This is a genomic window from Murinocardiopsis flavida, assembly GCF_003014485.1.
GTDB classification, from domain to species: Bacteria; Actinomycetota; Actinomycetes; order Streptosporangiales; family Streptosporangiaceae; genus Murinocardiopsis; species Murinocardiopsis flavida.
Genome location: NZ_PYGA01000011.1, coordinates 73,475 through 91,368, shown reverse-complemented (window position 1 = coordinate 91,368; position 17,894 = coordinate 73,475). Strand labels below are relative to the sequence as shown.

Here is a 17,894-nt window from a genome sequence, read left to right as displayed (position 1 = left end):
CCAGTACCGACCAAGCCGCCGACCCACCGGCACACCCCCGCCGGGCCCAGCGCCTCCCGCGGGGTGCCCGCACCGCGCAGCGCGGCCGCGACTGGCATAGTGAGCCGCATGCCTGCGCGAACCACCCTCCACGTTGTGACGGTCTTCCTCGGCGACGACGACCAGGGCGGCAACCCGCTCGGCGTCTTCCTCTACGCCGGGCGGCCGCCCGCCGAGCAGCGCCAGCGGATCGCCGCCGACCTCGGTTTCTCCGAGACCGTCTTCGTCGCCGACCCCGCGACCGCGGAGCTGACCATCCACACCCCCGCGAACGAGCTGCCGCTGGCGGGGCACCCGCTCGTCGGCACCGCCTGGCTGCTCGACCGCGAAGGGCACCGCGTGTCCACGCTGCGCCCGCCTGCGGGCGAGGTCACCACCTGGTCCGAGGCCGGCCGCACCTGGTTCCGCGCCGACCCCGACTGGGCCCCCGAGTTCGCCACCCGCCAGTTCGACGCGCCCGCGGACGTCGACGCGCTGACCGCCGACGACGGCGGTGCGGCCGGCCTGCACGCCTGGGCCTGGGAGGACGAGGCCGCGGGGCGGGTCCGCGTCCGGTTGTTCGCGCACGACCTCGGCGTCGTCGAGGACGAAGCCACCGGATCCGCCGCCATGCGCCTGTGCGCGCAGCTCGGCCGCCCCCTCGTCATCCGCCAGGGCGTCGGCTCGCGCATCGACGCCGTGCCAGGCCCGGGCGGCACCGTCGACATCGGCGGCAGGGTGGCCTACCTGGAGACACGCGACTACCCGGTCGGCTGAGGCCGGGGGCGACGAAGGTCGCCCCCCGGTGTCGACCTTCGTCGGTGCCGCCGCCGTCCGACTCCGATGTAGCGTCGTCCCCATGACGACCACACCGGCGGGGGGCGGTGCGGACGGATCCCCCCAGTGGGGGCCGGTACGCGAGTTGCTCCGGCCGCTCGACGTGCACCGCACCCGGCGCACGGTCCTGCTCGACCTGCTGCTGTTCGCCGTGCTTGCGGTGACGGTCCTGCCGAACCTGATCGTGACCGGAATCGGCGATGTCGGGTTCGACGCGGCGGTCCCCGAGATCCGGTGGTCGGCCGCCGTCGGCTACGTCGGCGCCTGGCTCGGCGTCCTCGCCGCGATCGTCGCCGTCAACCGCTCCCGCCCGCAGGTGTCGGCCGCGGCGTCCTTCCTGTGCACCCTCGTGTTGCCGACGTTCCTGATGGCCGTGCTGGTGATGTGCTACCTGGCGGGCCGGCGCACCGTGCGCACCTGGACCTCCGTCGTGTGGTTCCTGCTGGCGCTGCTGGCCGGTGCGGTCACGCTGGCGTTCGAGGCGGAGCCGCTGGACTCCGTCCCGTCGGCCGTCGCCCTGGTGCTGTGCGGGGTGGTGCTGCCATGGCTGATGGGCAACTACCGGCGCCAGCGCCAGGAGCTGATGTTCGCCGGGTGGCAGCGGGCGAAGCAGGCGGAGCGCGAGGGCCGGATGCACGCCGACGACGCGCGGCTGCGCGAACGCGCCCGGATCGCGCAGGACATGCACGACTCCCTCGGGCACGAGCTCAGCCTCATCGCGCTGCGCGCGGGGGCGCTGGAGCTCGCCAAGGACCTCGACGAGCGCCACCGCGAGTCTGCGGGCGAACTGCGCGCCGGCGCGGTCACGGCGACCGACCGGCTGCGCGAGATCATCGGGGTGCTGCGCGACGAGTCCGACCCCGTCCCCCGGGAGCCCGCTGACGAGGGCATCGCCGCGATGGTGGAGCGCGCCCACGCGTCAGGGGTCGACGTGCGGCTCGCCCGCGAGGGCGACGAGGTCGACCTCGGGCCGATGGCCGACCGCGCCGCGTACAGGGTGGTCCAGGAGGGGCTGACCAACGCCACCAAGCACGCTCCCGGCGCAGCCGTCCAGGTGCGGGTGCGCGGCGGGGACCAAGGGGTGCGGGTGGCGGTGCGCAACGCCGCGCCGCCCGCCGGCCCGCTCCCGTTCGGCCCCGGGGGCGGCCGCGGGCTCATCGGCCTCGCCGAACGCGTCCGGCTGGCCGGCGGGACACTGCACTCGGGGCCGACCGGCGACGGGGGGTTCGAGGTCGCAGCCCTGTTCCCGCTGCCCGACCAGACCCTGGCAGCCGCCGACCCCGAGCCGGGACCCGAGGACGACACCTACCGCGACCTGCGGATCGCCCAGCAGCGGATGCGCAAGGGGCTGATCGCGATGATCGCCCTGCCGGTGGTGGTCGGCATCGTCGGCGTCGCCACGGCCCTCGGCCTCGCGATCTTCCAGGACGCCGAGTCGACCCTGCCGCCGGAGGACTTCGCGGCGCTGCGCGTCGGCGAACCGGAGGAGCGGGTGGTCGAGGTGCTCCCCGAGACCGAGTACGACGCCCGGTTCACCGTGCGGGAACCGCAGCGGCCCGAGGGGGCGCGCTGCTCGTACTACCGGTCCAACGGCGTGCTGTTCACCAACGACGAACCTCCCTACGAGGTGTACCGGTTGTGCTTCGAGGACGGCCGGCTGCGGGCGAAGGACGCGTACGACCCGCGCTCGGCGAGGGAGGACCCGGCGTCGGAGGCAACCGCGGAGACCGAGAGCACCGTCGAACCCAGCCCGCGCGGCCGCCCCACCGGCACCCGGTGACCGGCGCGGTCCAGGGATGCATCGGACATCGGGACGGAGCGCGCAGACCGGCCCACCCGCCGCGTCTGGTGCTGCTTTCGGCGTCCACCGGCAGCTCGCCCTGCGGCAAGGCCGCGCAGCGGGCGTGACGAAGTGCCACCTGGGTGCGCCCCGGACTGGCGCTGGTCTGGGAGGGTGCTCCTGGTCGGGCGTTCGGGCCCGGCCGGTGTCCGATCCGCGCCGCCCGGGCGGCGCGGCGGGGCCGTGCGGGGGCGCGGATCCGCGCACGACCCGCGAGACACCACCCAAAAGACATCACCCAAGAGACGTGACCCAATAGACGTGACCCGCGAGACACGACCTGAGGACGGAACCGAGTGATCAGTGTCCTGATTGCAGACGACGAGGCGATGATCCGGGCCGGTGTCCGGGCCATCCTCGGATCGGACCCGGAGATCGACGTGGTGGCCGAGGCCGCGGACGGGCGCGAGGCGGTGCAGCTCGCCGCGAGGCACCGGCCGGACGTCGTCCTGCTGGACATCCGCATGCCGCGGCTCGACGGGCTCGCCGCGACCGCGGAACTGCGCCGTTCCGTCCCCGACACCGCAGTGCTCATCCTGACCACGTTCGGCGAGGACGAGTACATCGCCACCGCCTTGGGCGAGGGCGCGTCGGGTTTCCTGCTCAAGGCGGGCGACCCCAAGGAGCTGCTGGCCGGTGTGCGCGCGGCGGCGGACGGCGCGGCCTACCTCTCCCCGCGGGTCGCGCACCGCGTCATCAGCGAGCTGAGCGGCGGGCTGATGACGCGCGGCACGCAGGCGCGCCGCCAGGTCGAGGCGCTGACGGCGCGCGAGCAGGAGGTGCTCGCGCTGCTCGGTGAGGGCCTGTCGAACGCCGAGATCGCGAACCGCCTCTACGTCGTGGAGGGCACGGTGAAGAGCTACGTGAGTGCCATCCTGAACCGCCTGGACGTGAAGAACAGGGTCCAGGCGGCGATCGTGGCCTACGAGGCGGGATTGGTGCGCGGCCGCGAGGCGGGGTGAGTCCGGCCGGGCGCAGCGGGCAGGCGCACGGGCTTGCGCAGGAGGCTGGTGCACGGGCGCGGAGCGGGTAGGCGTACGGGCGCCCGCAGCAGGCAGGCGCACGGGTGGGCGACCGCGGCGCGGACGGTAGGGCGGCGCCGGTCGGCATGGCCGGAACGGACGGTATGGCCGCCCTTCCCGCGGAGCGGCCCGCCCCCATAGCGGAGCCGGGGACGGGCGCACCCGTCCCCGGCTCCGCTATGGGATGCCAGGGCTATGGGATGTCAGGCGTCGCGGCCGCGCAGCAGCGCGTACCCCGCCGCGACCGCCGCGCAGGCCCACGCGACCAGGACCATGAGCGCCACGGGCCAGCCGTAGGGATCGGCGCCGCCGCCGATCAGCACCATGCCTGCGCTCGTGGGGGAGTATTCGCTGACGGTGTTCAGGACCTCGTTGCCGACGAGCGTGGCGATCATCGGGATCCCCATGACCACGGCGATGGTGGTCGCGACCGTCCCCGCGGTGCTGCGCAGCGCGGCCCCCAGCCCCAGGACGAACAGCGAGACGGCGACGGAGTAGGCCGCCGTCCCCCCGATCCCGTGCGTCAGGCCCGCGGTGGTGATCCCGTCAGACCCGGCCACACCGATGGTGATCAGGGCGCTCAGCAGGCCGACGAGCGCGCCGGTCGTGAGTGCGACGAGGGAGAGGATGACGCCCTTCGCCGCGAGGGCCGACCCGCGGCGCGGCACGGTCGTGAGCGTGGTGCGAATCGAGCCGGTCGCGTACTCGCCGGTGATCAGCAGCGCGGCGAGGGTGATGAGGGCGAACTGCGGGATCATGATCACCGTCGGTGTCAGCGCGTTCGCGTCCATCCCGGTCATGCCGTTCTGCACCATGGTGTAGGTGCCGAGCAGCGCGATCCCGGCCGCCATGGCGAGGGTCAGGCCGATGCAGGTCCAGGTGGATCGGAGCCCCCGCAGTTTGATCCACTCGGCGGCGAGGGCGCCGCCGAACCCGCCGCCCTGGGCGGGGACCGGCCGGGTACGGGCGGTGGTGGGCGCGGTCGTTGCTGCCATGGTGGTCACACCTGCTCTTTCTGGCGCTGGTCGGCCCCGTTGTGGTCGGACCAGTCGGCCCGGTCGGCGGCGCCCGGGGGTGCCGGGGCGCCGTATTCGACGCTGGCGGCCGTCAGTTCCATGTACGCCTGCTCAAGGGAGGCGGAGCGCGGGCTCAGTTCCAGCAGGAGGGCGCCGATCTGGTGCGCGATCTCGCCGACCCGCTCGATGGTCGAGCCGGTGACGATGAGTTCGTTCTCGGCGGTGCGGTCGATCCGGGCGCCGGTCACGGCGAGCTGCTGGGCGAGCTCGTGGGCGCGCGGCGTGCGGACCTTGACCGCGTTGACGGAGCTGGTGGCGATGACCTCGGCGATCGGCGCGTCGGCGATGACCTTGCCGCGTCCGATCACCACGAGCTGGTCGGCGGTGTGCTGCATCTCGCTCATCAGGTGGCTGGAGACGAACACGGTCCGCCCTTCGGCGGAGAGGGCGCGCATCAGGTCGCGGACCCATCGGACGCCGTCGGGGTCGAGGCCGTTGACGGGTTCGTCGAACATGACGATCTCGGGGTCGCCCAGCAGGGCCCCTGCGATGCCGAGCCGCTGGCCCATCCCCAGCGAGAACGTGCCCGCGCGTTTTCCGGCGACCTCGGTGAGGCCGACGGTCTCGATCACCTCGTCCACCCGGGACACGGGGATCCCGTTGCTGCGCGCCATCGCCGTGAGGTGAGTACGTGCGGTGTGGCCGGGATGCACGGCCTTGGCGTCCAGCAGGGCGCCGATCTCGCGCATGGGGTGCTTCAGTTCGGCGTAGGGGCGGCCCTTGATGAGCGCCTGCCCGGCAGTGGGCCGGTCCAGCCCCAGGATCATCCGCATTGTGGTGGACTTCCCGGCGCCGTTGGGCCCGAGGAAGCCGGTGACGGACCCGGGTGCGATGTCGAGGGTGAGCGCGTCGACCGCGACCTTGTCCCCGTAGCGCTTGGTCAGGCCCCGAAGGTTGATCATGTGTCCTGGCTCCTTCGCGTCGTTGTACCAACAAACCTAGAAAGGTGCAGGTCATCGGCGCATCACGCGTTCGGTACCGGCGTTCCCCCACTTTCGTAGGGGAGGGTGGGGTGGCGAACGGCCCCAGGTAGGGGGTCGATCGGGCCATTGGTAGGAGCCGCGGGCCACGACGCGGGCACTGACGCCCTCACTGGCACTGGCACTGGCGCGGGCAAGGACGCGGGGAGCGGGAGCGTCGAATAATCTGGTCCCCTGGCATGGACTCAAACTTGAGTGGGAGCGGCGATGTCGGCGACGCGACTGCTGGTTCTGGGCGTGGTGCGGATGCAGGGGCGCACGCACGGCTACCGGATCGGCCGCGAACTCCTGTCCTGGGGGACCGAGCAGTGGGCCAACGTCAAGTGGGGCTCCATCTATCACGCGCTGCGCCAGCTCACCAAGGAGGGCAGGCTGCGGACGCTCGTCGTCGAGGGCGACGAGGTGGTCGACCGCACCTCCTATGAGCTGACCGCAGCGGGCGACGCCGAACTGCACGCGCTGCTGCGTGGTGCGCTGCGCCACGCGGGCGACGACCACGGGCTGCTGTGCGCGGGTGTCACCCTGATGTGCTCCCTGCCGCGCGCCGAGGTGGTCGGGCTGCTGAAGGAGCGGCTGGCAGCGCTGGAGCAGACCCGCGCCGAGCTGACCGGTCACACCGGCCAGACCGAGGAGTGGGGCAAGCCCGAGCATGTGCGGGAGCTGTTCGGTCTGTGGCTGGGCACGGTCGAGGCGGGGGCCGCATGGACGCGCTCCCTCATCGCCGCGCTCGAATCCGGGCGCTATGTCATGGCCGACGACGGCCCCGGCGCGTTCGGCCTCCCCGAGCGGACCGCCTGACCGTCCGATCCCTGGTCGGTCTTCTGGTCGGCGGGACCCGGCGCGCGCCGCACCCGGTGCCGCCCCCGGTGCAGGCGGGCCCCGATCCGGCCGTGTGACCAGCGGGATCCGGAGCGCGGCCCGCGCTGCCGCGCCCGGTGCCGAGCGGCGGCGGGGTGCGCCGCGCTGACGCGCCGAAAACCTGTCGCGCATCGCACCACCCGATATTAAAGTTTGCATGCCTTCGCGTGGATCCGTCATACTCGCCTCATCATTCAAGTTTGAATACGGGAGGCATGGATGATCCACACGAGAGGGCTCACGCGGCACTTCCGCGTGAAGAAGGCGACCGTCGAGGCGGTGCGCGGCGTCGACATCGACGTGGGAAAGGGCGAACTCGTCGCCCTCCTCGGCCCCAACGGCGCGGGCAAATCGACGACCCTGCGGATGCTCACCACCCTGCTCGCGCCGACATCGGGCTCCGCCGCCGTGGCGGGGCACGACATCGCCACGGCGCCCAACGAGGTGCGCCGCAGGATCGGCTTCGTCGGCCAGGGCCACGGCGCCGGGGAGGACCAGCGCGCCCGCGACGAGCTGTACACGCAGGGCCTCTGCTACGGGCTCGGCAAGGCGGATGCGCGCAGCCGCACCGGCGAGCTGCTGGAGATGCTGGAGCTCGACGCCGCCGCCGACCGGATCGTCACCAAGCTCTCGGGCGGCCAGCGCCGCCGCCTCGACATCGCGATGGGCCTGATCCACCGCCCTGAGCTGCTGTTCCTGGACGAGCCCTCGACCGGCCTCGACCCGCACAGCCGCGCGAACCTGTGGGAGCACATCGAACGGCTGCGCGCCGAGTCGGGCACCACGATCGTGCTGACGACGCACTACCTGGACGAGGCCGACGGGGTCGCCGAGCGGATCCTCGTGATCGACCACGGCCGGGTCATCGCCGACGGCACCGGTGACGAGCTGAAGGGCAAGGTTTCGGGCGACCTGATCACCTTCGCCGCGGCGGACGAGGCGCAGGCCCGCACCGGCGCCGAGGTCGCCGAGCGCGTCCCCTCGGCGAACTCGGTGTCGGTCGAGGTGCCGGTCAGCGGCGACCCGGAGGTGCGCCTGCGGGTCGAGCGCGGCGACGCGGTGCTGCCCGAGCTCCTCCGCTCGCTGGATGCCGCAGGAGTCGACCTGCGCACGGTCCGGGTGCAGCGGCCGACGCTCGACGACGTCTTCCTCTCCCTCACCGGCCGCAGCCTGCGCGAGGGGGACGGATGAGCGGCCGTCCCCGGCACGGCGCCACCCCGGCCCCGGCCCTCTGCGGCGGCCCCGCGCCGTCCGCCGCCTCCGGCACCCCGCGCGTGCGGCCGGTGCCGACTCCCGCAACGCCCGCCGGCGCGGCCCGCTCCCTGCCCCCGGCGGGCGCCGGGGCCGCGCGGCCGAACCCACCTCTTGGAAGGCCCTGATGCAGATCTTTCGCGACACCTGGATCATCTTCGTTCGGCAGATGCGCCCCACGATGCGCCAACCGGTGGCGATCTTCGTCTTCGGGATGCTCCAGCCCATGCTCTACCTGGTGCTGTTCGCGCCCCTGCTGTCGGGGCTGCCCGGCGCCGGAGCGGGGGCGTCCTGGCAGCAGTTCATCCCCGGCCTGCTGGTCATGCTCACCCTGTTCACGACGGCGTTCGCCGGGTTCGGCCTGCTGCCGGAGCTCACCTCCGGCGCGCACGAGCGGCTGCTGGCGACGCCCATGAGCAGGGTCTCCCTGCTCCTCGGGCGCGTCATGCGCGACGTGGTGGTGCTGCTCGTGCAGGCCGTCATCATCGTGCTGCTGGTCGTCCCGCTCGGCTTCGCACCCTCACCGGCCGGTGTGGTGGCGGGACTGGCACTGGCAGCCCTCCTCGGCGTGGGACTGGGCACGCTGTCCTACCTGACGGCGATGGTCCTCAAGCAGTCGTACCTGTTCGCCGGGGCGCTGCAAACGGTGATCATGCCGCTGATGCTGCTGTCCGGGGTGCTGCTGCCCATGGAGCTGGCCCCGCCGTGGCTGTACGCGCTGTCGCGGGCGAACCCGGTGGCCTACGTGGTCGACGCGGAGCGCGCCCTGTTCGGCGGCGAGCTCGGCGACGTCGCGGTCCTGGCCGGCTGGCTCGTGGCGCTCGCGCTGACGGCGGCGGCGCTCTTCGTGGGCGCCCGCTCGATGCGGCGCATCAGCGCGTGACGCCGCCGCCTCGCCCCCGGGCGCGGCGTCGGCGACAATCGGGGCCATGGGACACACCACGGGGCAAGAGCCGACCGGCGGCACCGCCGACCTGAGCGCGGCGTGGCGGCGGCTCGCGGGCCCCGCCGCGGCGCACGTGGGCGCCGAGCTGCTCGCCCGGTGGGCCGAGCCGCACCGCCGCTACCACGGGCAGGACCACCTCCGGGCGGTGCTCGCCGCGGTGGACCTGCTCAGCGGGTCCGCCGCCGACCCCGACACCGTGCGCTTCGCCGCCTGGTTCCACGACGCCGTGTACCAGGGCGAGCCCGGCGCCGACGAGGAGGCCAGCGCGCTGCTCGCCGAGCGGCTGCTGCCGCGGTGCGGCATCGGCGCCGCGCGCACGGCGGCGGTGGCCCGCCTGGTCCGGGCCACCGCGCGACACGCCGCCGACCCGGCCGACCGCGACGCCGCCGTGCTGTTCGACGCCGACCTCGCCGTGCTCGCGGGCACCGGAGCGGAGTACGCCGAGTACGCGGCGGCGGTCCGGGCGGAGTACGCGCACGTGGCCGACGCCGACTTCCGGGTCGGCCGCGCCGCCGTCCTCCGGTCGCTGCTGGACCGCCCGGCGCTGTTCGGCACCGAGCACGGGCGCGAACGCTGGGAGCGGCGCGCCCGCGCCAACGTCGCCGCCGAGATCGCCCTGCTGGAGTCGGCCACCACCTGACCCGGCGCGGGCGCCGCCGCGCGGCCGGGGCGGCGCCCGCCGTCCCGCGCGGTGCCCGCACGCCCGCTGGCCCGCGCGGTGCTACGGGGCGAGCGCCCTGCCGTGCTTGCGGCGGCGCAGCCCGGCCGCGTGCAGCCGGGCCACGACCACCCTGGCGGGAACCGCCTCGGCGCCCAGGCGCACGGCGTGGTCGTACCGGTCCTCGGGGACGTCGTAGTGGTCGCGGTGGAAACCGCGCTCCGGAATCCCCAGGCGCCGCGCGAAGGCGTGCAGTTCCGCGAAGGAGGAGTCGCTGACCAGGTGCGACCACAGCAGGCCACGGGGGCCGGGCCACACGGGCGGGTCGATGAGGATGCTCACCCCTCGACGGTAGGCGAACCGGCGCACCGCGCGGGTCCGGCCCGGCCCAGGGGTCTCAGAGGGCCCAGTGATCTCGGAGGGATCGGGGGATCGGGGGCTCAGGCGGGGCCGTCGACTGCGCGCCACGGCACGGGTGTGGACAGCACCATGGTGGACGACGGCCGCCCGTGGTCGGCGAGCCGGTCGATGACCTGCTCGAAGTGGGCCATGGATCGGACGCCGATGAGCAGCACGCAGCAGGTGTCGCCGGTGACCCGGTGCAGCCGCAGGATCTCGGGGGCGCGCAGGGCCGCCTCGTCCCGCAGTAGGCACAGCGGCCCGTAGCACTGCATGTGGACCAGCGCGGTGACCGGGTTCCCGGCGGCGGCGGGGTCGACGTGGGCGTGGTAACCGGTGATGACCCCGCTCTCCTCCAGACGGCGGATGCGCTCGGCGACCGCGGGCGCGGACAGCCTGACCCGCCGCGACACCTCGTTGTAGGACAGCCGCGCATCGCCCTGGAGTTCGGCGAGGATGCGCCAGTCGACGTGATCCACCATGACTGCCGATCATAAGGCAGCAGTGTCCGATCGGTTCCGAACGCAAGGTCGTGTCGCCGTATCGACGGGCATCGCCCCTTCTGTCCCGGAGTGAATGGGTTCATCCTGAAAGGGCGCCGCAGCGGAGCCCGCGGGGCAGGTCCGCGCACCAGGCCGGACCGGCGGGTCCCGCGGCCGCATCCGCCGCGCCGCTCCGTTCCGCGAGCCGGGGCGGACAGGCGGCGCCCAGCGGCGAAGGAAAGGGGAGCGATGATGGTCTCCGTCCGACACGCGTCCGGTAAGGGCGCCGATTCCCGGCGGGCCGGTTCCGATGGAGACGGGCGGCCTTCGCTCGCCTTCGACGCCGGCACTCCCTACGCCGAGTACGGCGCGATCACCACCCTGCTGTCCCTTCAGCGCACCCGCACCGATGAGCCGGCCGAGACCACGTTCCTGGTCTCGACCCAGGTCATGGAGTTGCTGTTCGCCCTGATCCGGCACGAGTGGGAGATCGCACGCGACGCGCTGGAGGCCGACGACGTGCCGGTGGCCGTCGCCGCGCTGCGGCGCGGCGCGAGCGCCCAGGACGTTTTGATCGCCTCGTGGGACCTGCTGGGCGCGATGACCCCCAACGAGTTCACCCGTTTCCGCGACCGGCTCGGCGAGGCGTCGGGGTTCCAGTCCTACGGCTACCGGCACCTGGAGTTCCTGATCGGCAACAAGGCCGAGGCCATGGTCCGCCCGCACCGGGCCGACCCCGGGGTGCGGGCCGACCTGGAGCGCACACTGCGCGCCCCCGGCCTCCACGACGCCGCGCTGCGCCTGCTGCACCGCCGCGGGCTGCCGGTCCCGGCGGGGCGGGTCGACCGCGACTTCACCCGGCCCGCCGAACCCGACCCCGCCGTGGAGCGGGTGTGGGCGGCGGTCTACGCCGACGAGCGGTCGGACAACGACCTGCTCCTCCTCGCCGAGACCCTGCTCGACACGGCGGAGCGGGTCACGCGGTGGCGGCACCGGCACCTGATGGCGGTGAAGCGGGCCATGGGCGCCAAGCGCGGCACCGGCGGGTCGAGCGGAATGGCGTGGCTGGCCCGCAATGCGGCGGTGGACGTGTTCCCCGAACTATGGTCGTTGCGGACGCGGATCTGACCCCGTCCGACGGTCCTGACAGCCCTGACTGTCCCGACAGCCCTGACGGCACCGGCGACTCTGGTGGCACTGAGTGCCCTGACAGTCCTGAGGGCCCTGGCAGTCCTGGCAGTCCTGGCAGCACAGGCAGCACAGGCAGCACTGGCAACACACTGGCAGCGCCGTTCCCGCCCGCCGCCGGTTCCGCGGCAGACCCGAAGGAGCACACGATGGCGAGCATCCCGGCCACCCGAGCCTGGTGCGAGCAGCGCGACGCGGCCGACCCGCTGGCGGGGCTGCGCGCCGAGTTCACCCTGCCCGAGGGGATCGTCTACCTCGACGGCAACTCGCTGGGCGCCCTTCCCAAAGCCGCTCCGGGGCGGGTGGCCGACCTCGTGGAGCGCCAGTGGGGGCACCACCTCATCGCGAGCTGGAACGACGCGGGGTGGTGGGACAAGCCGCGCGCGCTCGGCGCGAAGATCGCCCCGCTCGTGGGGGCCTGGCCGGACGAGGTCGTCGTCGGCGACGGGACCTCGGTGAACCTGTTCAAGACGCTCGTCGCGGCGCTGCGCCTGAACCCGGGCCGCGACGTCGTGGTGGGGGAGGCGGGCAACTTCCCTACGGACCTCTACATGACGCAGGGCGCGGCGGAGCTGTGCGGCGCGCGCGAGCGCCGGGTCGACCGCGCCGACGCCGCGGCGATCAGGGCGGCGCTGGAACCGGGCGACGCCGCTGTGCTGCTGCTGAGCCACGTCGACTACCGCACAGGGGAGCTGCGCGACATGGCCGGGATCACCCGCCTCGCGCACGAGCACGGCGCGCTCGTCGTCTGGGACCTGTGCCACAGCGTGGGTGCGCTGCCCGTTGAGCTGAACGCGTGCGGCGTCGACTTCGCGGTGGGCTGCACCTACAAGTACCTCAACGGCGGCCCCGGGGCCCCGGCCTTCACCTTCGCCGCCGAGCGGCACCACGCCGCGGCGCGGCAGCCGCTGACCGGGTGGCACGGCCACGCCCGCCCGTTCGACTTCACCGCCGAGTACGCACCGGCCGAGGGCGTCAGCCGGTTCCTCAGCGGCTCGCAGCCGCTGGTGGCCGACGCGGCGCTGGAGGCGGGCCTGGACGTGTTCGCGGGGGTCGACATGGCGCTGCTGCGCGCCAAGAGCCTGGAACTCGGCGACCTGTTCATCGCCGTCACCGAACGCGCCGGGCTGGGCCTGCTCACTCCGCGTGAGCACGAGCGGCGCGGCAGCCAGGTGGCGCTGCGCCACCCCGACGGGTACGCGATGGTGCGGGCGCTGGCGGCCCGGGGGGTCGTGGGCGACTTCCGCGACCCCGATGTGCTGCGGTTCGGTTTTACCCCGCTGTACCTGCGCTACGTCGACGTCTTCGACGCGGCGAGCGCCCTGGTTGCGGTGGTGGAGTCGGGGGAGTGGCGCGACCCGGCGTTCGCCGAGCGGGCCCAGGTCACCTGAACACCGGGTGGGCCAGGTCACCTGAGCACCAAGTTCGGGCGGGCCCAGGTCACCGGAACACCGGGTGGGCCAGGTCACTTGAGTACCAAGTTCGGGCGGGCCCAGGTCACCGGAACACCGGGTGGGCCAGGTCACTTGAGTACCAAGTTCGGGCGGGCCCAGGTCACCGGAACACCGGGTGGGCCAGGTCACTTGAGTACCAAGTTCGGGCGGGCCCAGGTCACCGGAACACCGGGTGAGCCGGGTCATTTGGGCACCAAGTTCGGGCGGGTCAGCGGAGCACCGGCGGGCCCGGGCCACCTGAGCATCGTGCGGGCCGCCCGGGTCACGTGACCGCCGAACGGGCGCGGTGTGCCGCGACGTTGACCCGGTTTGCGCAGGTCACCGAGCAGAACCGGCGGCGCCCGTTGCGGGATGTGTCGATGAACACGGTCGGGCAGCCGTCGCGCGCGCAGCAGCCGAGGCGGTCGCCGCCCGCCCCGCAGATGGCGACGGCCAGCCCGCCGGCCGTGGTCCCCCGGAGCCGTTCCGCGGTGTCGTGGACCTGGCTGACGTAGTGCAGGTGGGGCGCCGCGCCGTCGTGGGTGGAGACCTGCACGCAGGTGGCCGATTCGCGCAGCAGCTGGTTGATGAGGGCGATCTGGGCGTCCCGGTCGGGTTCGCCGAACAACGGGCGGAGGCGCTCGATCCACGCCATCAGCCGCCGTGCCTGGTCGGCGTCGATGTCGGGCCGGACGATCTCGTTCGCGCGGAGCACGGGCACGAGCGCGGCGGCGCTGCGGTCGGCGGCGTTGAGCAGGTCGACGGCGACGGAGGCGCCGGTCCCTCCGTAAGTGTTGAAATGCACAAGGACATTACAGCACGCTGGTCGGACGCGGCCCGGCGCGAGCCTCGCGCGCCGCTGCCGCCACGGCAGCGTCCGGTGGCCGCAGGGGAGCGGTGGGGCGGGCATGGATCAGGAGTTCGTCGGGTTCGCGATCAGGGTGTGCGGGGCGTGCGGCGGCCCCGCCGACGCGGCCGTGGTGGAGTCCTCCCACTACACGACGCAGGGGATCGTGCGCTACCTGCGCTGCCCATGCGGGCGCAGGAGGGTGGATTCGGCGGGGCCCTCTGCGGGCGGGCCCGGCGGGTACCCCGAACCGTCGAGCAGGAACTGAGACCTGGGTCACTCATTGATGTGTGCTGTGTCGCGTGTGGCGCACGTGGCAATGGGTCGAAAAGCCTGCTATGGCGAACATTTGGTTTCTGCTGGGCGACACTTGACCTGTGCCCGATTGTGCACGCTCTGTAGTTTTATGTTCGGAGGGGCACGCTTTGCTTGACCGTGGGCTAGAGTCCTTCGTGATCGGTTCGTGACCTAGTCGGTATCCGGCTGTTCGCGAACTGATGTCGATCCTGGCAGGCCATTCGGTTCTCCAGGGCGCATGAGCCCCCATCCCGTTCAGGGGACGAGTCACGACTCGTCGGGTCACCCACCCCAGCGGTGGTCCACCACCTATCGCACGCGGCACTCGTTCGCGTGCCATCCGGTCGGCCGGTGTCTTCAGCACGGCCATGGATGACCGAAATGCGCCTTATGTACCAGGTCGACACCCCGCTCCCAACCCTGGTTTCTCACTCATGAGCTCTATTCAGCACGGCGAAGTCAAATCGTCCTACTTCTGGGACGACGGTTCCGGCATCAACGGCGACACCGGCGCTCCCGCGTCCGGCGAGCCGATGCAGAAGGGCCTCTTCGCGAGCCCCAGCTGGCCCCTCGGCACCGAGGGCTATGTCGAGTACAAGGGCAAGAAGGCCGACTTCTTCATCGGCGACCGCGGCCCCGGCGACCCGGCGGCCGACTGCGGTGTCCTCCTCGACATGGACGGCGAGACCTTCGCCGAACTGACCGGCCAGTCCTTCGACTCCGAAAGCCTCACCGTCAGCGGCGGCGAGGGCCACCTCGAAGACGTCGAGTACCACATCACCGAGTGGGGCGACGGCGCCGGCAAGGAGGGTGCACCGCACCCCATGGGCGCCCCCGACAGCCCCTGCACCGACGCTGTCTCCGACGAACCCACCGAGGAGCAGAAGAAGGAGCAGCAGCAGAAGAAGGAGCAGGAGCAGCAGAAGGCGGAGAAGAAGGAAGAGAAGAAGGAGCAGGAGGCGGCCGCCAAGAAGCAGATCCAGGAGAACCAGCAGGATCTCAAGGACGGGGCCGCCGCCAGCCGGACCGAGGCGATGGACGATCACCTCGACGCCGCTGCCGCGCCGGCGGGCTCCAACGGGTCCGGCGGCTCCGGTGGGACGCAGTCCGGCTCCGTGCACGAGGTCGCGAACGTCTCCGAGGACCTGCCCGTCGCAGCGGGCGGCCTGACCATGCTCCTCGTCGCCGCTCTCGCGGGAGCCGCCTACCTGGCCAACCGGCGCAACATCGCCGAGCGGTTCTCGGGCCGGCACCGCCGCCCGAACCTGTTCACCCGGTTCGGATCCCGCAGCGAGGCGGAGACCGCGTAGCGGCCGACGGCGGCGTGTGGACCCCCGTGTCCCGGGGTCACACCTCGCCCAGGGCGATCGCCGGCCGCTCCACGCAGTCGGCGACGAACCGCAGGAACCCGCCCGCCTGCTCGCCGTCGCAGACCCGGTGGTCGAACGCGAGCGTCAGCTCGGTGACGGGCCGCACGGCCAGGTCGTCGCCCACCACCCACGGACGCTTCGCGATGCGGCCCATGCCGAGGATCGCCGCCTCCGGGTGGTTGATGATCGCGGCCGAGCCGTCCACACCGAAGACGCCGTAGTTGTTGACGGTGAACGTGCCGCCGGTGAGCTGCGCCGGGCGCAGCCGCCCGGCGCGCGCCGACTCGGTCGCCGCGCCCAACGCCGCCGCCAGCTCCCTGGTGGACATCGCCTGGGCGCCGTGCACCACCGGGACCAGCAGCCCGCGCGGCGTCTGCGCGGCGAACCCCAGGTTGACATCGGCGTAGTGCAGCACCTCGGCGCGCTCGGTGTCGACGCGGGAGTTCAGCGCCGGATAGCGGGCCAGGCCCAGCAGGCAGAACCGCGCCACCAGGGCCAGCAGGCCCACCGGCCGGCCGGGATCGGCCTCGTTCAGCGCCCGGCGCAGGTCGAGCAGGCCGGAGGCGTCGACGTCCACCCACACGGTCGCCTCGGGGATCTCCCGGCGCGACCGGCTCAGCTTCTCCGCCATGGCGCCCCGCGCCCCGCGCAGCGGAACCCGCCGCACCGGCCCGGTGCGCGCCGGTCCGGCGGGTGCGGGCGTGCCCGCCCGCGCAACGGCGTCCATGACGTCGCGGCGCAGGATCAGGCCGCGCTCGCCCGTGCCGGGCACCGACGCGATGTCGATGCCGTTCTCGCGGGCGATCCGGCGCACCAGCGGGGACACCACCGCGATCCGCTCGTGTCCCGCCGCGCGGTCGGACGGGCCCCGGGACTCCGTTGTCCGGGACCCGTCCATGCCGGGGACCTGCCGGCCGCGCCTGCGGCGCGGCGTCCCCGCGCCCGTGCCGTAGCCCACGAGGACCGCTCCGGAGCCGGGTTCCCCCGCGGCGGCGCCATTGCCGCCGCGGCCGTTCTCCGCGGGCCCCCGGGACCGGGGCACGACGACGCCGGGCTCGCCCAGTCCTGCGGCGGGCTCCGGCGCCGTGGCCGTGATGCTGATGAGCGGGGCGCCGACGGCGACGGTGTCACCGGGCGCGCCGTGGAGCCTGCTGACACGCCCGGCGAACGGGCACGGCACCTCCACCACGGCCTTGGCCGTCTCTACCTCGGCGACCGGCTGGTCGATGCCGACCGTGTCGCCCTCGGCCACCAGCCAGGTGACGATCTCGGCCGAGGCCAGGCCCTCGCCGAGATCCGGCAGCAGGAAGTCGCGGCCGCTCACGACGTGCTCCTCGCCGCGGGCAGCGCCGGGCCCGCGCCCGCGGGCCCGCCCGGCGCCGCGCCGGGGGTCCAGCCGGACTCCCACTGCAAGCGCGCGATCGCGTCCAGGATCCGGTCGACACCGGGCAGGTGGAGGTGTTCGAGCTTGGGCGGGGGATAGGGGATGTCGAAGCCGCCCACGCGCAGCACCGGCGCCTCCAGGTAGTGGAAGCACTGCTCGGTGACGCGGGCGGCGACCTCCGCGCCGTACCCGCCGAACGTCGACGCCTCGTGCACCACCACGGCGCGCCCCGTGCGGCGCACCGACGCGGTGACGGTGGCGTCGTCGAACGGCGCCAGGCTGCGCAGGTCGACGACCTCCACGGCGCAGCCGTCGGCGTGCGCGGCCTCGGCGGCCTCCAGCGCGGTGGGGACCGTGGGGCCGTAGGCGAGCAGTGTGACATCGGATCCGGCGCGCCGGACGACGGCGCGGTCGAGCGCCTCGGTGCGCGCCGGGGCGCCGACCTCGGCCTTGGACCAGTACAGCCGCTTGGGCTCCAGGAAGATGACGGGGTCGGGGAGCGCGATGGCGTCGCGCAGCATCGAGTAGCCGTCGGCGGGGCCCGCCGGGGTGACCACGGTCAGCCCCGGTGTGTGCGCGTAGTACGCCTCCGAGGAGTCGCTGTGGTGCTCGACGCCGCCGATGCCGCCGCCGTAGGGCACGCGGACGACGACCGGCAGCCCGAGCCGGCCCATGGTCCGGTTGCGCATCTTCGCGAGATGCGACACGACCTGCTGGAACGCGGGATAGCCGAATGCGTCGAACTGCATCTCGACCACCGGGCGCAGGCCGTTCATCGCCATGCCGATGGCGGTCCCGACGATCCCCGACTCGGCGATCGGGGCGTCGAAGCAGCGCTCCTCCCCGAACTCGGCGGTGAGGCCGTCGGTCACCCGGAAGACGCCGCCGAGCGGTCCGACGTCCTCGCCGTAGACCACCACGTCGGGATCCTCGCGCAGTGCGTCGCGCAGCGCCCGGTTGAGCGCCTGGGCCAGAGACAGTTCCACGCGCCTAGACCTCTTTCCCGCG

Annotated in this window: 18 protein-coding genes; 11 read left to right on the top strand and 7 right to left on the bottom strand. The window is 73.3% G+C overall.

Annotated elements, in window-relative coordinates; all coding sequences use genetic code 11:
• The first annotated feature begins 108 nt into the window (after positions 1 to 108).
• The 3 genes from CLV63_RS16240 to CLV63_RS16230 all read left to right on the top strand — a co-directional run bounded on the left by CLV63_RS16240 (position 109) and on the right by CLV63_RS16230 (position 3,657).
• Complete coding sequence (locus CLV63_RS16240; protein ID WP_106583876.1) at positions 109 to 795, top strand: PhzF family phenazine biosynthesis protein; 687 nt, start codon at positions 109 to 111, stop codon at positions 793 to 795.
• 82 nt (positions 796 to 877) lie between these two features.
• The gene (locus CLV63_RS16235; protein WP_106583875.1) at positions 878 to 2,635 is read left to right on the top strand and encodes a sensor histidine kinase; all 1,758 of its coding nucleotides are present in this window, start codon (positions 878 to 880) and stop codon (positions 2,633 to 2,635) included.
• A 356-nt stretch (positions 2,636 to 2,991) separates the two neighbouring features.
• Positions 2,992 to 3,657, top strand: a complete 666-nt coding sequence (locus tag CLV63_RS16230) for a response regulator (RefSeq protein WP_106583874.1) — start codon at positions 2,992 to 2,994, stop codon at positions 3,655 to 3,657.
• Between the two features lie 263 nt (positions 3,658 to 3,920).
• Here CLV63_RS16230 and CLV63_RS16225 read toward each other — a convergent pair whose 3' ends face one another.
• Positions 3,921 to 4,712, bottom strand: a complete 792-nt coding sequence (locus CLV63_RS16225; protein ID WP_146165575.1) for an ABC transporter permease subunit — start codon at positions 4,710 to 4,712, stop codon at positions 3,921 to 3,923.
• Positions 4,713 to 4,717: 5 nt separating this feature from the next.
• Positions 4,718 to 5,695, bottom strand: a complete 978-nt coding sequence (locus tag CLV63_RS16220; RefSeq protein ID WP_106583872.1) for an ABC transporter ATP-binding protein — start codon at positions 5,693 to 5,695, stop codon at positions 4,718 to 4,720.
• 285 nt (positions 5,696 to 5,980) lie between these two features.
• Here CLV63_RS16220 and CLV63_RS16215 point away from each other — a divergent pair, with 285 nt between their 5' ends.
• From CLV63_RS16215 to CLV63_RS16200, 4 genes are all read left to right on the top strand, one after another.
• Entirely contained in the window at positions 5,981 to 6,571 is a 591-nt protein-coding gene (locus tag CLV63_RS16215; protein WP_106583871.1) for a PadR family transcriptional regulator, read from the top strand.
• A 279-nt stretch (positions 6,572 to 6,850) separates the two neighbouring features.
• Positions 6,851 to 7,822, top strand: a complete 972-nt coding sequence (locus tag CLV63_RS16210; RefSeq protein ID WP_106583870.1) for an ATP-binding cassette domain-containing protein — start codon at positions 6,851 to 6,853, stop codon at positions 7,820 to 7,822.
• Between the two features lie 187 nt (positions 7,823 to 8,009).
• Positions 8,010 to 8,765, top strand: coding sequence for an ABC transporter permease (locus tag CLV63_RS16205; RefSeq protein ID WP_106583869.1), 756 nt, complete (start codon positions 8,010 to 8,012; stop codon positions 8,763 to 8,765).
• A gap of 46 nt (positions 8,766 to 8,811) precedes the next feature.
• Positions 8,812 to 9,468: an HD domain-containing protein gene (locus CLV63_RS16200; protein ID WP_106583868.1), complete on the top strand. Its 657-nt coding sequence runs from the start codon at positions 8,812 to 8,814 to the stop codon at positions 9,466 to 9,468.
• 81 nt (positions 9,469 to 9,549) lie between these two features.
• Here the strand turns inward: CLV63_RS16200 and CLV63_RS16195 are convergent, their stop codons facing one another.
• Both CLV63_RS16195 and CLV63_RS16190 read right to left on the bottom strand, forming a co-directional pair.
• The gene (locus CLV63_RS16195) at positions 9,550 to 9,828 is read right to left on the bottom strand and encodes a DUF4031 domain-containing protein (RefSeq protein ID WP_106583867.1); all 279 of its coding nucleotides are present in this window, start codon (positions 9,826 to 9,828) and stop codon (positions 9,550 to 9,552) included.
• A gap of 98 nt (positions 9,829 to 9,926) precedes the next feature.
• Positions 9,927 to 10,367, bottom strand: coding sequence for an Lrp/AsnC family transcriptional regulator (locus CLV63_RS16190; RefSeq protein WP_106583866.1), 441 nt, complete (start codon positions 10,365 to 10,367; stop codon positions 9,927 to 9,929).
• Between the two features lie 249 nt (positions 10,368 to 10,616).
• On the opposite strand from CLV63_RS16190, the gene CLV63_RS16185 reads away from it, so the two are divergent.
• Both CLV63_RS16185 and kynU read left to right on the top strand, forming a co-directional pair.
• Positions 10,617 to 11,495, top strand: a complete 879-nt coding sequence (locus CLV63_RS16185) for a tryptophan 2,3-dioxygenase (protein ID WP_170134235.1) — start codon at positions 10,617 to 10,619, stop codon at positions 11,493 to 11,495.
• Positions 11,496 to 11,704: 209 nt separating this feature from the next.
• The gene (gene kynU / locus CLV63_RS16180; protein ID WP_106583865.1) at positions 11,705 to 12,946 is read left to right on the top strand and encodes a kynureninase; all 1,242 of its coding nucleotides are present in this window, start codon (positions 11,705 to 11,707) and stop codon (positions 12,944 to 12,946) included.
• 325 nt (positions 12,947 to 13,271) lie between these two features.
• Here the strand turns inward: kynU and CLV63_RS16175 are convergent, their stop codons facing one another.
• Positions 13,272 to 13,793: a CGNR zinc finger domain-containing protein gene (locus tag CLV63_RS16175; RefSeq protein ID WP_245928849.1), complete on the bottom strand. Its 522-nt coding sequence runs from the start codon at positions 13,791 to 13,793 to the stop codon at positions 13,272 to 13,274.
• A gap of 103 nt (positions 13,794 to 13,896) precedes the next feature.
• On the opposite strand from CLV63_RS16175, the gene CLV63_RS16170 reads away from it, so the two are divergent.
• Both CLV63_RS16170 and CLV63_RS34085 read left to right on the top strand, forming a co-directional pair.
• Complete coding sequence (locus CLV63_RS16170) at positions 13,897 to 14,103, top strand: hypothetical protein (RefSeq protein ID WP_106583863.1); 207 nt, start codon at positions 13,897 to 13,899, stop codon at positions 14,101 to 14,103.
• A gap of 463 nt (positions 14,104 to 14,566) precedes the next feature.
• The gene (locus CLV63_RS34085; RefSeq protein WP_211301336.1) at positions 14,567 to 15,442 is read left to right on the top strand and encodes a hypothetical protein; all 876 of its coding nucleotides are present in this window, start codon (positions 14,567 to 14,569) and stop codon (positions 15,440 to 15,442) included.
• A gap of 37 nt (positions 15,443 to 15,479) precedes the next feature.
• On the opposite strand, the gene CLV63_RS16155 is transcribed toward CLV63_RS34085, so the two are convergent.
• Entirely contained in the window at positions 15,480 to 16,826 is a 1,347-nt protein-coding gene (locus CLV63_RS16155) for a dihydrolipoamide acetyltransferase family protein (protein WP_106584014.1), read from the bottom strand.
• On the bottom strand, positions 16,823 to 17,872 hold the full coding sequence (locus tag CLV63_RS16150; protein WP_106583862.1) for an alpha-ketoacid dehydrogenase subunit beta: 1,050 nt from the start codon (positions 17,870 to 17,872) through the stop codon (positions 16,823 to 16,825). Before CLV63_RS16150 ends, CLV63_RS16155 begins: the two co-directional genes overlap by 4 nt.
• Between the last annotated feature and the right edge of the window lie 22 nt (positions 17,873 to 17,894).

Bases quoted from the DNA above. Each gene is read 5' to 3' on its own strand.
- CLV63_RS16190 (WP_106583866.1), bottom strand. From the start codon at position 10,367: ATGGTGGATCACGTCGACTGGCGCATCCTCGCCGAACTCCAGGGCGAT.
- CLV63_RS16200 (WP_106583868.1), top strand. From the start codon at position 8,812: ATGGGACACACCACGGGGCAAGAGCCGACCGGCGGCACCGCCGACCTG.
- CLV63_RS34085 (WP_211301336.1), top strand. From the start codon at position 14,567: ATGAGCTCTATTCAGCACGGCGAAGTCAAATCGTCCTACTTCTGGGAC.
- CLV63_RS16205 (WP_106583869.1), top strand. From the start codon at position 8,010: ATGCAGATCTTTCGCGACACCTGGATCATCTTCGTTCGGCAGATGCGC.
- CLV63_RS16225 (WP_146165575.1), bottom strand. From the start codon at position 4,712: ATGGCAGCAACGACCGCGCCCACCACCGCCCGTACCCGGCCGGTCCCC.
- CLV63_RS16185 (WP_170134235.1), top strand. From the start codon at position 10,617: ATGATGGTCTCCGTCCGACACGCGTCCGGTAAGGGCGCCGATTCCCGG.
- CLV63_RS16235 (WP_106583875.1), top strand. From the start codon at position 878: ATGACGACCACACCGGCGGGGGGCGGTGCGGACGGATCCCCCCAGTGG.
- CLV63_RS16220 (WP_106583872.1), bottom strand. From the start codon at position 5,695: ATGATCAACCTTCGGGGCCTGACCAAGCGCTACGGGGACAAGGTCGCG.
- CLV63_RS16210 (WP_106583870.1), top strand. From the start codon at position 6,851: ATGATCCACACGAGAGGGCTCACGCGGCACTTCCGCGTGAAGAAGGCG.
- CLV63_RS16170 (WP_106583863.1), top strand. From the start codon at position 13,897: ATGGATCAGGAGTTCGTCGGGTTCGCGATCAGGGTGTGCGGGGCGTGC.
- kynU (WP_106583865.1), top strand. From the start codon at position 11,705: ATGGCGAGCATCCCGGCCACCCGAGCCTGGTGCGAGCAGCGCGACGCG.
- CLV63_RS16215 (WP_106583871.1), top strand. From the start codon at position 5,981: ATGTCGGCGACGCGACTGCTGGTTCTGGGCGTGGTGCGGATGCAGGGG.
- CLV63_RS16240 (WP_106583876.1), top strand. From the start codon at position 109: ATGCCTGCGCGAACCACCCTCCACGTTGTGACGGTCTTCCTCGGCGAC.